Below are 16,312 nucleotides of genomic sequence, written 5' to 3' on the forward strand. Positions count from 1 at the left end.
AATATAAAAAAATAAACTTCTATCATTACTTTGACTACCATAGCCATTAATTTCAAGCAATAAAAAAATGCATAAATCCTTAATTAGAATTTACACATTTTTAATTAATCTAACTCATATTGCACTTTTGTCAATTGCAACTTAACTCTCTTATAATTAATTTTATATGAAGCATCAATAAGTCTTCTACCTTCTGAAGTTTCATAATAAAAATATCTACATTAAGATTTTCTTTTTAATTTTACTTCTTTTAAGGAATTCACAAGTTCTAAATATTCTTCATTAAGTTTCTCCTTTTTCTCTTCATCAGATTCTATTGATAATAAAGAAATTACCTCCGATACCTTGTTTTCAAGAAGTAATATCTCATCATCTAAATGCTTATTTTCTGAATTCTTATTATTATTTTCAAAACTTTTAATGTATTCAGGATAAGTTCCTATAAATTCATGTATTTTTTTATCCTTAATTTCAATTATATGATTACATACATTAGATATAAACTCTATGTCATGAGATACTAATAATAAAGTTTTATTTGTATTAACTAAAGCATTTTCTAATGCTTCTATAGTTTTTATATCTAAATAATTAGTTGGTTCATCTAGTATTAATAAGTTATTATTAGATAATATTATCTTACATATAGCTACTTTGACTCTTTCTCCCCCGGATAATTCACTCACTATTTTATTTACAGAATCATTTTTAAATCCAAATTCACTTAAATTTATTCTTATAAAACTTTCATCCCACTTAGAATCTTTCTTTATATTTTCTAAAATACTACTTTCACTATCTAAAATATCTTGCTTTTGATCAAAATACCCTATTTTAACACAACTTGATATATTTATTTTTTCTGAATCATTGTTTAAAATTTGTTTTAATAAAGTTGTTTTTCCACACCCATTAGCTCCAATTAATGCAATCTTTGCTCCATTTCTTATATTTAAATTAATTTTATCTATTAAAACCTTATCTTCTACTAATAATTTAAAATCTTTAATTTCTATTAAGTTTTTAGAAGCGACTTCACTACCTTCATTTATATTTATAATAATCTTTTCCTTCTTCTTAGGTGGTACCTTAACTTCCATATGTTTTATTCTTTTTTCTATTGATTTTATATTATTCTCAATATGCTTTTTTCCTCTCTGATCTCCCATTTTAATAGTCTTTGCTTCTGACTTTCCCATTCCCTTAGGAGCTTTTTTTATTCTATCTCTCAATACTTCTTTTTCACTTATTACATTCTCTAATCTTTCTTTTTCATGTCTATAATTTTCATATTCTTTTTTTTGCTTTTCATAGTCTTCTTCTTTTAAACTTATATATTTACTATAATTACCCTTATAGACTTTTAATTTTCCATCTTCTATTTCTACAATCTCATTACATATGTCATCTAGAAACTTTCTATCATGTGAAACTATCAATAGTGCTCCATTATACTTTTTAAACATATTATCTAGACTCTTTATACTTTCCCTATCTAAATTTGAGGTAGGTTCATCAGCAATAATAAGGCTTGCATTTTCTTCTAAGGCACTTACTACTCTCATTTTTACCTTTTCCCCTCCTGATAAATAATCCTCATATTCATCAGGAACATTAAAGATTTTTTTAATCTTACTATTCTCACACATTCTATATCCATCATCTAATTGACTTATATAAGAATAACTATCTGTCAAAGTTATTGAGCCTTCATCAGCCTTTATTTCCCCAAGTAAAATCTTTAATAATGTTGTTTTTCCTACTCCATTTTCACCAACAATTCCCATTTTATCTTTTTCTTCTATCTCAAACTTATCTATATCTAATATTAATCTATCGCCATAATACTTTTTTAGATTTTTAATTGTTGCAAGCTTCATTTCACACCTCCAAGTACTTCTATAAAAAGTTTGTGCAAAATCTTTATTAATAATCTTTAATTTTATTTATTACGAACTAAGGAGCTGTATCAGATTGAATTAATAAATTCAGTCTGAATACAACTCCTTTTTAATTGTTCAAAATTTTATACACTAATTTTTATGTAAATATTGCTATTAATTTTGTTTTTACATGACAAAAAGAAGGTTAGATGCCTTCTGATATAATTTTCATATATAGTTTTTATTATGCACCTTCAACTTGAATAGATCTATTTATTCTTAAACATATACCTTCTTTGGTTGTTATATTAGCTGAAATATAATGTTCTTACTGAATCATCTTTTGGTATAATAATTTCTAAATTAATTGGGAATCCTAATTGATGGATGTGTATAATATTTTTTTTGCACACATTATTTTTCATGAAAATATTATGTGCAAAAAGGAGGATTCGAATTCGAACCCTCCTTTTTTTTATCGGCTAGTATCAAAATTTATTTTGATACAGCCCCATTTTTTTATTAAATTTAAAAATATATCTCTACTTAACTCTCATTAAATAATTTTTTATTAAAATTAAAATCGTACTTAATGTAGCCATTACTAAAAACACTGTTAATTCTTGCATACCTAACTTACTTAAATGCAATAAATTTCTAAATAAAATTGTTGCTACGAAAAATCCTATAGCAGTTGTTGTACATAAAAATACACGCATTTTATTAAATGGTCTACATACTCTTATTACTGCTAAAATACTAGTAAATCCAATCATATAATACATTAATGTTGTCATTTTGGCCTCTGCTATATCTAAAGCTGGAGCTAAGAAATATAGTACAATAATATTTATTATTATAACTACAGAATAAGGAAATGAATTTTTTAATACACTTTTTAAGAATTTTTCTTTTATTTGTTTTCCATTAGGTTCAAAAGATATAAAGAATGATGTATATCCCTCAATGGCAAGATCCACTAATGTAATTTGTATTGGAATAAATGGGAATGCTGTACAAGTTATAATATTTAATATTGATAACATTACTGAATATAATGTTTTTATAAAGAATATTGTAGCAACATTAGTAATATTATTTACAACTCTTCTTCCCTCCATTAAAACATCTTTTAAAACACTAAAGTCAGAATTTAAAAGCACAATTTGCGAAACTTGCTTTGCCACATCACTTGCTTCTGGTAATGTTATACTACAATCAGCCTGTCTTAATGCAATAACATCATTTACTCCATCACCTGTCATTGCAACAGTATGCCCTTTTGCTTGTAATGCTTGCACTAACAAACTCTTCTGATTTGGAGATACTCTTGCAAATATACTATATTCCTCTACTAAATCTATTATTTCCTCATCACTTTCTATAGTAGATAAATCAATATATGATTCATAATCCTCTAAGCCTGCTTCCTTAGCTATACTAGAAACAGTCAATGGATTATCACCTGAAATTATTTTTACAGTTACACCTTCTCCTTTAAAGAATCCAAGCATTTCTTTTGCATTTTTTCTTAAAAGATCTGATAATTCTATTGCAGCAATAATCTCTATATCTGGTAATACATCTTCTACTACATATTTAGAAAACCCTACAAGAAGTACTCTTTTTCCTTGTCTTTGTGCCTCTATTATATTCTCTTTAATTTCAAAGTTACTTTTAGCTGTTAATCTTTCAGGTGCTCCAACTATTATAGATCCTATATCCTTAAATGAAATAGAACTCCATTTTCTCTCAGATGAAAATGAATTTTTATAGTCAACTTCAAAGGTATCATTTTCTTTAAAATACTCCTTTAAAGCCTGAAAAGTACCGTTGTTATCTCCTATTTCATTAACAAATGCACTTAAGGCCTGATTTACTGAAATAGGCATTACATCTTCATTAAATATTTCAACATTTGAAACTTTCATCTTACCTTCAGTAATAGTACCAGTCTTATCAAGACATAATGTATCTACATGTGCTAATGTCTCAACACTATATAAGTCTTGAACTAATACTTTTTTCTTTGCAAGCTTAATTACTCCAGCTGCTAGGGATATACTAATTAATAAAACTAATCCCTTTGGTAGCATTCCTAGTAACGCTGCTGCTGTTGATACTACAGAACTTTTTATTACTTGATCTCTAAAGAAGAACGCCTGTACAAATAATAGTAGTCCTACTGGTATTATTATAAAACTTGTAAGTCTTGTAACTTTTCTCATAGAGTTTAGTAATTCTGAGTTTACCTTTTTATGCTTTTTACTCTTTAATGTAATTTCTGTTGCTAAGTTATCCTTACCTACTTTTTCAACCTTAGCATAACATTTTCCACTAACAACATAACTTCCTGAAAATAGTTTATCTCCAGGCATTTTTACTATTGTATCTGATTCTCCAGTAAGAAGAGATTCATTTACTTCTACTTTTCCGTCAATAACAACCGAATCTGAACAAATTTGATTTCCCATGTTTAGTATAGTTATATCATCTAAAACTACTTCATCAACATGAATAGTTTTCTCTCTTCCATCCCTTATTACATCAACCTTTGATACTGTAAGTACTGATAGCTTAGCTACCATATTTTTTGCATGTATTTCTTGAAAACTTCCAATACATATATTTAAAATAATTATTAACATAAAAGCTAAATTAGAATATGCTCCAACTGACATTAAAGCAATAGCAATAAGAAAATTGTACAAATTAAATAATGTAAATACATTACTTGATATAATCTCCCAATTAGATTTCACAGTTTTTTCTTCTACAATATTAATTTCTCCTCTTTCTTTTCTCTCTAATACTTCCGCTTCTGTTAATCCTAATATAGTTTGCTGCTCTTCCATAATAAACACACTCCATATCAATTTCTCTTATAATTACATTCACCATATACTTACATATCAATTAATAATAACATTTATTATATATCTTAAATGTAAAATCTATGTTAAATATTATTGATAATATATTATTAAAGGAACTATTGCATTGAAGAATTTGTGCAACAGTTCCTTTAATTCTACTTTATTGTGTAATTACTTTTTTCAACAACTTTAATATTTTGATTTTTTAAGAAATAATTAATTATAAGTTCACTTATATCAACATTAATTTCTCGAATAACTTCAGCGCCTTCATAAGATGGATAAATTGAAGTATTAGTAGCACGATAATTATTCATAACAACATTATAATACTTATCTAAATCAATATTCTTACCATCCTTTTTCATAGAAACTACTCTATCTCCAAAATTTCTTGATAAGTCAATTTCATAATCAAGTCCTCCAAAAGTATCATAATTATAGTTTTGAACCTTTGGAACTAAGAACCCATCACTAATTTTTACTTTTCCGTTATCAATGACAAAATAAGTCGCAGCCTTTTCAATAGCTTCCTTTAACTTATCTCCCCTAACTCTTAAAACCATTAAGGTATTAGGGTAAGGATAATTTATTAATACATCTCTAATAGATACATTTTTCTTAAATCCAATTGCACTATCAAATAATGATAAAGCTGAAAAATCTGCATCCGAAGCTTCTAATTGTACTTGATGTAAGAAATTAATAAATGGATGTCCATTTAATCTTGCTTCAAAAATATCATTCATAAGTATATCCTTATCAAATTCACCAATTTCTTTATCTAAGTAGTCTTTTAACTTTAACTCAACATTATTAAATATTTTTTCCATATCTTTATTAATCTCATCATTTAATAAAGAAACATCAACTAACTCATAATTTGCTTCTTTAGTTTCTGTATCTAGTATAATTTTACTGAACTTTTGTCCATTATGAAGTGGTTGTGCACAAACTACTCCATTTATTTTAGTTATAAATGCCCTATGCTGATGTCCACTTAAAACCATATTAATTGAATCATATTTTTCTAATAACTCACTTCCTTGGTTTTCCTTAGTAAGCTTTTCTGTAGGTATATTACTTCCATCTAAACTCTTTTCAAATCCTCCATGGTAACAAACTATAATGTAATCTGCCTTTTCCTTTAATTCCTTTTCATATTTCCCATACATATCAACTGGATCTAAAAATTCTAAATTAGTAATATTTTTTTCATGTTCCCAATTAGGTATAAAGGATGTTGTAAGTCCAATACATGCTATTTTGAATCCCTTAAAATCAAATATTTTATAGGGCTTAGTTTTAAGATCTAAACCTTCAATATTAGCATTTATTATTTTATCCTCAACAAGTTTATATGAATTATTTAAATAATCCAATCCATAATTAAATTCATGATTTCCTATAACATAAGCATCATAACCTATAAATTCTAATCCTTCTAATATAGGATTTTTATCTAATTTTTCCTTTGATAAATAATGTGCTAAAGCTGAGCCTTGTATTAAATCCCCACAATCAACTTTTAAAGACGCATCATAATTTTTTTCATCATTTAATATGTAACTTCCTATTTTAAGTATTCCAAGTGGCTGATCTTTTACATAGTTAGTTGGATAAACATATCCATGCAAATCACTTGTTTGATATATGGCTAACTTCATATATTATCTTCCTTCCCATTTAAATAGCTAAGCTGTATTAAATTTATTATTTAATTTTTTACTAAATTTTTAATACAACCTACTACTATATCTTCTCTTTAGTTTAAATATATTATATTGTTTGACCCTTTTTAGGTAATAAAACAGCTCCATTTTCATTATAAAGTTTTTCTGGACGATAAGAGTGAATTGGAACTAATAACTTAGGTTTAATTAGGTTAATTATTTTTATTAAATCATAAGGACGAGCATGACCACTACATGGTATATTCATAAACTCTATATTATACTCCCCGAACTGTTTAATAAATGGTTCATAGGCTGGATCAAACGCTCCTAGTGGTTGAGCATCAGTATGAATATAGATTCCACCACTTTTTAATTTATTTATATGTTCTAAAGCTAAAGTATCTAATTGCCAGAAATACTTACTTTCATCATTTAATAATTCTTCAAAATCCACTTTTAAATTTTCATCTAGCCCATATCCTTTATCATCTAATTGATAATAATAAGTTTCAATTCCAGATGCTTCTTTTACTACATATGAATAATATGCATCTAACACAACAGTTCTTGGATTACTCTTAATTATATTTAAAATTCTTTCTACATTTGATATATAGTAATTAAATGTTATTTGTTTATTAGGATTATTATTAACTACTTCATTAATTTTTTCTATAAGTTCTGGTTCATTCACTGCCTCTGTCTCTCTTATAGGATCTCCAAACTCTTGAAATGAAACACTTACTCCTTCTATTAATAATACATCACAATTTTCACTTGCCTTACAAAAATTTAATGTATCATTTTCTCTATATCCATGAAGTCTAATATCTCCTGTATACGCTATAGTTAAATCTGGTGTTTCTATTACTAATCCACTAGCTCCATAAGCATCATGATCAACAGGCATAACTTTAACTTTTATTTTTCCAACTTCAACAACTTCATTTTCTTTAACTCCAACTACTTCCCTTGTATTAGAAGCTTGTTTTTCATATAGAGGAAAAATAAAATCATTATTAATGTTCAAAGTATTTAGTAATGATTTTGTCCCTTCTAAAGTATATAGCGGTATTTCAGGATTTAAGTAATTAACTATTTTAGAATGGTCTAAATGAATATGAGATAAGAATACAGCAGTATTTTTAAAAGTATTTTCTTTTGATTCATATCCTATTAAAGGTATTTTAGGATCAAATATATTATTTAAATATGGCACTAAATTTTCATCCAATAATCCCTGTAAATCATTGGGTTGCACTTCTGCAGACGGATTATACTCGCTACCAAAATCAAAGAAAATATGACTATCTTCATATGCAATTTCTATTATTGTTCCGCCAATTGTTAAAACACCACTATGAAATGTTATTTTTGTCTTTTTATCCTTAAGCATAATCATAAAACAACTCCTCTTTGTTATATTTTATATCTAGTTATCTTTATAGTTATTAAAATTAATCTTCATTTTAAATAAAAAAATATATAATCAATCCTATTATAACTAATCCTAAAACATTATAAATAGTAAATTTTTTTATATAATCAGCGCCATCTTTTGGGTATTCGTTAATATAGAGTTTATAAGAAATTACGCTAGCAAGTGAAGCTATAATTGTTCCTAGTCCACCTATATTTACTCCTAATAATAGTTCCTTATAATACGGTGTAAATGCTGAAATAAGCATCGTTGCTGGAACATTACTTATAAACTGACTAGATATTATTGATGATATAAATGTGCTCTTTTCTGAAGACAATATATTTACCATAAAATTTTTAATTAAACTCATAGAAGATATATTACCTATAAATATAAAAAAAGCTACAAAAGTAATAAGTAATGAATAATCTACTTTTTTAAATAATCTTTTATTAAAAATCATTATAGCTATTATTGTTATTATAAAAGTAATTCTATAATCAATTAAATGAAATACTGAAAGTATTGTTATGAAAAATAAAACTGAATATATTATTATATCCCTATTATTTTCTATTTTTATATTTTCAACTTGAAAATATAACTTCTCCTTTTTTTCATTCATTGTTATAGCACCTAAAAATACAACTGATAATAAAACTAATGGAAATGTTATCTTAAAAAACTCCATAATATTAACATTGAAATAAGAGTAAATAAAAAGATTTTGTGGATTTCCCATTGGAGTTAACGCACTTCCTAAATTAGCGGCTAATGTCTGAAATACAATAAGCTTTAATGGATTTACATTAACTTTTTTAGCTATAATTAATGTTAATGGTACAAAAGTAATTAAAGCAACATCATTTGTTACTATCATTGCTGAAAAGAAAGTTAAAAATACTAACGTATATGTAATTGCTTTAAAACTTGTACATCTTTTTAATAATGAAGTAGCTATACTATCTAAAAGCTGTAACTCTTTAAATCCTGCTACTACTATCATTAAATTAAATAATAGAATTATTACTTTAAAATCTATATATTCAAACTTAGGTAATGATATAAGTGATGTTCCTATAGCTAATGTTATTGCAATTATTAATACTATTTCCTTTTTTATAAATTCTAAAAATATCCTTTTATCCTTTATTAAATTCAACTCTAAATTCATCTTAAAACCTCTATTCAATTTCTAAATATTTAAAATTAACCTAAAATATCATTTCATAATATCTTTTTATATTTCTTTCAAGCTCAAGTAAATCTACGTTTCTACCAATTCTCAATGTTTCTTTCCCTTCAATAAATAATAAAAATATAGGTAATGAAAATACACCATATTTTGCAGCTAAAGCTAAATTTTCCTCCCCATTAATTTCTCCACTCTTAATTTGTGGTAAACTTTTTAAAATACTTTCAATTTTATATTTTATTGCTTCACAAGCACCACAATCCATTCCTGTAAAATATAGTACAGCTATTTTATTATCATTAACTAAATTTATAATATCATTTTCACTAAATAATGTATTCAAAATATTTTTCACCCCTTTTATAAAAAAATTATATCTTTAATCTTATCTTTGCTCTTAAATTATATACCTATAATCTACAAAAAAATAGCTACTACTTAAATTTATAAGTAATAGCTATTTATCTTCTAATTATTATTTTTATAAAAATATTCTAAAATATCATCAAAAGTTTTAAACTCCAATCCAGCCGATTCACAACATTCAGTTATAGCTTCTTCCATCTCATTTATTGGAATATCCTTTATTGTCTTACACTCTATACCTTCTTTACAATATGATTCACAAATTGCCTTTTCTAATTCCTCTTCTGATACTCCCTCTTCTCTAAACATACTTAAAAATATTTCTCTAATATGATTTTCTCTCTCAATTGTTGTTAATATATTCTCCATATACCCTCCGAAACAAACTTTCAAAAATTATAATCCAATCATATTATATCATAATTTAAGCTTTTATAACCTAACTTAGAATGTAAATACTTAATTATAGTGACATCTCCTTATTATATAAAAAAGTTGTTATTCCATTAAATATTTATCTACTGATAAAGCAGCATTTCTACCTTCTGTAATTCCCCATACAACTAACGATGGTCCTCTTCTTGCATCTCCAGCTACAAATACCTTTTCCTTAGATGTTTTGTAATCTACATCAGTTGCATTAATACTTCCTCTATTGTTTAACTCTACACCTAAGTCATTAGCTATATAATCTTCAACTCCTGTGAATCCCATAGCAATTAAAACTAAATCAGCATTCCAAATCTTTTCAGAACCTTCAATTTCCTTAAGATTCATTCTACCATCTTCACCTTTAACCCACTCTACATCAACAGTTTTAAGAGATTTTACATTTCCATTTTCGTCTCCATAAAACTCTTTAACGCTAGTTAAATATCTTCTCGGATCATGTCCAAACTTTGCAATATACTCTTCTTGACCATAATCAACCTTTAATATTTTTGCATATTCTGGCCAAGGATTATTTTCACCTCTGGTTTTTAAAGGCTCACCCATTATTTCAAATTGATTTACAGATTTACATCCTTGTCTAAGTGCTGTACCAACACAGTCAGTTCCTGTATCTCCTCCACCAATTACTATTACATCTTTATCAGTAGCTAGAATATCTGCTCCTTTATTAAATGCTGAACCAATCACTCTCTTTGTGTTATTAGTTAAATATTTTACTGCAAAATGGATTCCATTAAGCTCTCTTCCAGGCACCTTTAAATCCCTTGGTTTAGATGCACCTATTGTTACAACTATTGCATCATATTCTTTATCTAATTCATCAAAAGTAATATCAATACCAACATTTACACAAGTTTTAAAGGTAATTCCTTCTTCTTTAAGAAGATTAACTCTTCTTTCTATAACAGTTTTTTCAAGCTTCATATTTGGTATACCATACATCATAAGTCCACCAACATGGTCTTCTCTTTCATATACAGTAACACTATGACCTAATTTATTTAAAAAGTCTGAACATGCAAGCCCTGATGGACCTGACCCTATAACAGCAACCTTTTTTCCTGTTCTTATTTGTGGTGGATTAGCTTTAATAACACCTTCACTAAAGCCTTTTTCTATTAAATACTTTTCATTAGCTTTAACTGTAACAGCATCTCCATGTAATCCACAAGTACAAGCATTTTCACATAATGCAGGGCATACTCTTGAAGTAAACTCTGGAAAATTACTAGTTTTTAAAAGTCTTTTTAACCCTAGTTCCCATTTTCCTAAATATACAAAGTTATTCCATTCAGGAATAAGGTTATGCAAAGGACAACCAGTTGCCATTCCATTTAACATTATTCCTGATTGGCAAAATGGAACACCACAGTCCATACATCTTGCCCCTTGATTTTTTCTCTCCTCTTCAGTAAGAGGTGTATCAAATTCATTCCAATGATTTATTCTATTTAGTGCATCCTCTCTACTACAATTCTTTCTACTAAATTCCATAAAACCTGTTGCTTTTCCCATGATACTCCCTCCTTACATTACCTTTCCTGTTTTTTCATAGAAAGCATTAACTAAAGCTTCATCTCTAGTAAATCCTTTTTCTTCATTTATTTTAACAAGCTCTAAAACTTCCTTATAATCCTTAGGAATTACTTTTTTAAATTTAGTTACATATAAATCAAAATTATCTAAAATAGTTTTAGCTTTTACTGATTTTGTAAGATTATAATGTTCAGTAATTATTTCTTTTAAGAAATTAACATCTTCATCATTTGGTTCTTCAATAAGTACCATCTCCTTATTAACTTTAGAAACAAACTTATTATTTTCATCTAGAGCATAAGCAATACCACCACTCATACCAGCAGCAAAATTAACTCCTGTTTCTCCTAATATAACAGCTCTTCCTCCTGTCATATATTCACAACCATGAGCTCCACACCCTTCAATTACAGCTGTTGCTCCTGAATTTCTTACACAGAATCTTTCACCAACAACTCCATTAAAGAATGCCTTACCAGATGTAGCCCCATATAATGCCACATTACCAACTATAATATTTTCAGCTGCAACTATTTTGCTATTCTTAGGTGGATATACAACTATTTTTCCTCCTGATAATCCCTTACCAACATAATCATTACCATCACCTTCAACTTCTAAAGTTAAACCATTTGGTATAAATGCTCCAAAGCTTTGCCCTGCTGCTCCTGTACATTTAATCCATACTGTATCTTCTGGTAACCCTTCTGTCTTATGTCTTCTAGTAATTTCAGACCCTAAGATAGTACCAAACGTTCTATCTGTATTTAAAATATCAAGTTCTATTTTAACTTTTTCTTTATTATCTAAAGCAGGTTTTGCAAGATCTAAAAGTACTGCTGAATCTTTAACTGAATCAAGCTTATGATCATACTTGTTCTCTGAATTGAATCTAACACCATTTTCAGAATCAACTTGTGATTTATCTAATACTAATGATAAATCAACTCTTTCAGCCTTCCAGTTATTAAGATTTTCTTTTTTCTTTAACTTATCTACTCTACCAACCATTTCGTCAATAGTTCTAAATCCAAGTTTAGCCATATATTCTCTTAGTTCTTCTGCAATAAACTCCATAAAGTTTACTACATATTCTGGCTTACCAGTAAATCTCTGTCTAAGTTCTTTATTTTGGGTAGCAATCCCAACTGGACAAGTATCTAAATTACACACTCTCATCATTACACAACCTAAAGTTACAAGTGGTGCAGTTGCAAATCCAAACTCTTCAGCTCCAAGTAATGCTGCTATTGCAACATCCCTACCTGTCATAAGCTTACCATCAGTTTCAACTCTAACTCTATCTCTTAAGTTATTCATAACAAGTGTTTGATGTGCTTCTGCAAGACCTAATTCCCAAGGAAGACCTGCATGTTGAATAGAAGTCTTAGGAGATGCCCCTGTACCTCCATCATAACCTGATACTAATATTACATCAGCACCAGCCTTAGCAACACCTGCTGCAACTGTTCCAACTCCAGCTTCTGCAACTAACTTTACAGAAACATCTGCATATATATTAGAATTCTTCAAATCATATATAAGTTGTGCTAAATCTTCTATTGAATAAATATCATGATGAGGCGGTGGTGAAATAAGTCCAACTGCTGTAGTTGAATGTCTTGTTTTTGCAATCCAAGGATATACCTTTGATGCAGGAAGTTGTCCACCTTCTCCTGGTTTTGCACCTTGAGCCATCTTTATTTGTAATTCATCTGCATTAACTAAATATTCTGAAGTAACACCAAATCTACCTGATGCTATTTGCTTAATTTTAGATCTCTTTGAATCACCATTAGCAAGTGGAATCCATCTTTCTCTATCTTCCCCACCTTCTCCAGTATTAGACTTACCGCCTAATCTATTCATTGCTATAGCAAGTGCTTCATGGGCTTCCTTAGAAATTGATCCATATGACATTGCTCCAGTTTTAAATCTCTTTACAATTGAAGATACTGGCTCCACTTCTTCTAGTGGAATAGGATTTGCTTCAAATTCAAAGTCTAATAATCCTCTTAAAGTTAATCCTTCTTCCTCTTTATTTATTAATGTAGAATATTCTTTAAATTTATTATAATCTCCAGTTTTTGTTGCTTGTTGTAACATGTGAATAGTTGCTGGATTGTATAAATGCTTTTCCCCAGCACTTCTTAATTTATCTCTACCAAAGTTATCTAAATCAAAATTAAGTTGTTTATATCTCTTGTTATAAGCTTTTTCATGCTTAGATAAAGCTTCTTTTTCTATATCTTTTAAAGTTAATCCACCAATTCTACTAGTTGTATTTGTAAAGTATTTGTCTATTACAGATTTATCTATACCTAAAGCTTCAAATATTTGAGCACCTTGATATGATCTAATTGCTGAAATTCCCATCTTTGAAAGTATTTTAGTTATTCCTTTAACGACAGCTGTATCATAATTATTGATAGCTTCTTCATATGAAATTGTAATGATTTCATCTTCAACTAACTCGTGAATACATTGATAAGCTAAATATGGATTAACAGCTGTAGCTCCATATCCTAAAAGTGTTGCAAAATGATGAACTTCTCTAGCTTCTGCAGTTTCTATAATAATATCTGCTAAACTTCTAACACCTTTTTTAATTAAGTAATTATTCATTGCTGCAACTGCTAATAATGAAGGAATTGGTGCATTTGATTCATCAATAAACCTATCACTTAATATAATTACATTTGCACCTTCATTAATAAGCTGAAGTGCTTCCCTACATAAATATTTTAATGATATTTCTAAACTATTTTCTTTAGTTTTATCAAAAGTAATATCTAAGGTTTTAATATTATATCCATGTCCATCCAATGATTTTATTTTTGCTAAATCTTTATCATTAATAATTGGATTTACTATTTCTATTTGTCTACAACTTTCAGGACAATCATCTAATATATTTCCTTTAGAGCCTAAATAAACATTAGTTGATGTCACAACTTCTTCTCTTATTGCATCTATTGGAGGATTAGTTACTTGAGCAAATAATTGCTTAAAGTAATTAAACAATGGTTGCTCTTTTAATGATAATACTGCAAGAGGAGTATCAATCCCCATAGCTGCCATTGGCTCATGGGTATTTTGAGCCATTTCATATATATTAGTTTTTAAATCTTCATATCCATATCCAAAAGCTTTTTGATAGGTTGTTCTTTCTTCTTTATCCATAAACTTTTGTTCATAATTATCTATATTTATACTTTTAAGTGGTGTTAATCTTTCATCTAACCACTCTTTATATGGATTTTCTAAACTATACTTTTTCTTAACCTCTTTATCTTCAATAAGTTCACCCTTAATAGTATCTACTAATAAAATTTTTCCTGGTTCTAATCTATCTTTTCTTACTACTCTTTCTTCATCTATGTATACTGCTCCAGTTTCTGATGAAAGATACAGATATCCATCATCTGTTATATAATATCTTGATGGTCTTAATCCATTTCTATCTAAAACTGCTCCTACTCTATCTCCATCAGTAAATACTATAGATGCTGGTCCATCCCACGGTTCCATTAATGTTGAATTATATTTATAAAAAGCTTTCTTATTTTCATCTATATTTTTAGATTTTTCCCATGGTTCAGGTATTAACATTAATATTGATCTAGCTAAATCCCTTCCACCCATGTATAAAAATTCTAATACATTATCAAAAGTTGCAGAATCTGACCCTTCTTTATTTATTATAGGTAATACTTCAGGAAGCTTATCTCCAAATACCTCTGAAGTAATAGAGCCTTCTCTTGAATAAATCTTATTAACATTACCTCTTAAAGTATTTATCTCTCCATTATGAACCATCATTCTGTTAGGGTGTGCTCTTTCCCAGCTTGGGAATGTATTCGTTGAGTATCTTGAATGAACTAAGGCTATAGCTGATTCAACATCTTTATCTAACAAATCATGATAAAATTCTCTTACTTGTGTTGATAACAACATACCTTTATAAACTATTGTTTTTGAAGAAAGTGATGCTATATAAGCACTACAATTATTTAATTCTTCTTCTGCATTAAAAGCTTTTTCAATATTTCTTCTTAATATATATAATTCTCTTTCAAACTCTCTTGTATCTTCTATATTATTAGGCTTATCTAATACAATCTGCATAATATTAGGCATAGACTCTAAAGCTGCTTTTCCAAGTCCACTATAATCTACAGGTACATCTCTTAATAATAAAGTTTTATAATCCTTGTCCACTAAAACTTTATTAATTATATCTAATGCTAATTCTTTTTTCTTTTCTTCAGTTGGAAGAAATAATACACCTACTGCATATTCTCCACTCTCTGGCAAATTAACATTAGATTCTTTACATACTTTCTTAAAAAAGTTATGAGGTATTTGAATTAAAATACCAGCTCCATCACCAGTATTTTCATCTGCTCCAGTTCCACCTCTATGCTTTAAATTTTCTAAAATATCTAAAGCATCATTTATAACTTTATTAGATTTTTTTCCTTTAATATTTACTACAGCCCCTATTCCACATGCGTCATGTTCAAAACTGCTGTTATACAGACCCCAATTTTCTTTCATATATAACGCTCCTTTTTTATAGTATATTTTTATGTCTGAAAACCGAATATGAAATTATATCTTTCAAAAAAATCTCATTTTTCAATTTTAATCCAATTATTGTATTATTAACATTATATACAAATTTATATGTAATTTCAAACTTTTATTATTATTTTTATATACTTTTCTTAAAAAAATTAATTATTATGTTCCTTAAACTTATTTTTATTAATAATTTATTATTTTAATCCTGTAATTTTTTTAATAATTTATAAGTATTTATTTTAAAATTTATGAATGTTATATTTTTTCTTCTGTCATTTTCTCGGAAAATTTTATTAAATTTTTATATAAAAATATTA

Annotated in this window: 9 protein-coding genes; all 9 read right to left on the minus strand. The window is 27.6% G+C overall.

All coding sequences use genetic code 11. The features are described from left to right. Positions 1 to 221 precede the first annotated feature (221 nt). The 9 genes from cplR to gltB all read right to left on the minus strand — a co-directional run bounded on the left by cplR (position 222) and on the right by gltB (position 15,968). Positions 222 to 1,880 (minus strand): ABC-F type ribosomal protection protein CplR, encoded by a 1,659-nt coding sequence (cplR, locus tag I2E98_RS01370; RefSeq protein WP_195467188.1) that lies wholly within the window; start codon positions 1,878 to 1,880, stop codon positions 222 to 224. A gap of 545 nt (positions 1,881 to 2,425) precedes the next feature. Next, positions 2,426 to 4,738 carry a cation-translocating P-type ATPase gene (locus I2E98_RS01375; RefSeq protein WP_195467189.1) on the minus strand — a complete coding sequence of 771 codons (2,313 nt, stop codon included), beginning with the start codon at positions 4,736 to 4,738 and terminating at the stop codon, positions 2,426 to 2,428. Positions 4,739 to 4,914: 176 nt separating this feature from the next. Then, positions 4,915 to 6,426 (minus strand): bifunctional UDP-sugar hydrolase/5'-nucleotidase, encoded by a 1,512-nt coding sequence (locus I2E98_RS01380; RefSeq protein WP_195467190.1) that lies wholly within the window; start codon positions 6,424 to 6,426, stop codon positions 4,915 to 4,917. Between the two features lie 112 nt (positions 6,427 to 6,538). After that, positions 6,539 to 7,837, minus strand: coding sequence for an MBL fold metallo-hydrolase (locus I2E98_RS01385; RefSeq protein ID WP_243250896.1), 1,299 nt, complete (start codon positions 7,835 to 7,837; stop codon positions 6,539 to 6,541). 67 nt (positions 7,838 to 7,904) lie between these two features. Further along, positions 7,905 to 9,032 carry an SLC13 family permease gene (locus I2E98_RS01390; protein WP_195467191.1) on the minus strand — a complete coding sequence of 376 codons (1,128 nt, stop codon included), beginning with the start codon at positions 9,030 to 9,032 and terminating at the stop codon, positions 7,905 to 7,907. A gap of 40 nt (positions 9,033 to 9,072) precedes the next feature. Further along, positions 9,073 to 9,396 (minus strand): thioredoxin family protein, encoded by a 324-nt coding sequence (locus I2E98_RS01395; RefSeq protein ID WP_195467192.1) that lies wholly within the window; start codon positions 9,394 to 9,396, stop codon positions 9,073 to 9,075. Between the two features lie 125 nt (positions 9,397 to 9,521). Beyond that, positions 9,522 to 9,788, minus strand: a complete 267-nt coding sequence (locus I2E98_RS01400; RefSeq protein WP_195467193.1) for a hypothetical protein — start codon at positions 9,786 to 9,788, stop codon at positions 9,522 to 9,524. Positions 9,789 to 9,917: 129 nt separating this feature from the next. Further along, complete coding sequence (locus I2E98_RS01405; protein WP_195467194.1) at positions 9,918 to 11,387, minus strand: glutamate synthase subunit beta; 1,470 nt, start codon at positions 11,385 to 11,387, stop codon at positions 9,918 to 9,920. A gap of 12 nt (positions 11,388 to 11,399) precedes the next feature. After that, positions 11,400 to 15,968 carry a glutamate synthase large subunit gene (gene gltB / locus I2E98_RS01410; RefSeq protein WP_195467195.1) on the minus strand — a complete coding sequence of 1,523 codons (4,569 nt, stop codon included), beginning with the start codon at positions 15,966 to 15,968 and terminating at the stop codon, positions 11,400 to 11,402. Between the last annotated feature and the right edge of the window lie 344 nt (positions 15,969 to 16,312).

The organism is Clostridium sp. D43t1_170807_H7, assembly GCF_015555905.1.
Classification (GTDB): Bacteria; Bacillota; Clostridia; order Clostridiales; family Clostridiaceae; genus Clostridium.

Bases quoted from the DNA above. Each gene is read 5' to 3' on its own strand.
- I2E98_RS01400 (WP_195467193.1), bottom strand. From the start codon at position 9,788: ATGGAGAATATATTAACAACAATTGAGAGAGAAAATCATATTAGAGAA.
- I2E98_RS01375 (WP_195467189.1), bottom strand. From the start codon at position 4,738: ATGGAAGAGCAGCAAACTATATTAGGATTAACAGAAGCGGAAGTATTA.
- cplR (WP_195467188.1), bottom strand. From the start codon at position 1,880: ATGAAGCTTGCAACAATTAAAAATCTAAAAAAGTATTATGGCGATAGA.
- I2E98_RS01380 (WP_195467190.1), bottom strand. From the start codon at position 6,426: ATGAAGTTAGCCATATATCAAACAAGTGATTTGCATGGATATGTTTAT.
- gltB (WP_195467195.1), bottom strand. From the start codon at position 15,968: ATGAAAGAAAATTGGGGTCTGTATAACAGCAGTTTTGAACATGACGCA.
- I2E98_RS01390 (WP_195467191.1), bottom strand. From the start codon at position 9,032: ATGAATTTAGAGTTGAATTTAATAAAGGATAAAAGGATATTTTTAGAA.
- I2E98_RS01405 (WP_195467194.1), bottom strand. From the start codon at position 11,387: ATGGGAAAAGCAACAGGTTTTATGGAATTTAGTAGAAAGAATTGTAGT.
- I2E98_RS01385 (WP_243250896.1), bottom strand. From the start codon at position 7,837: ATGATTATGCTTAAGGATAAAAAGACAAAAATAACATTTCATAGTGGT.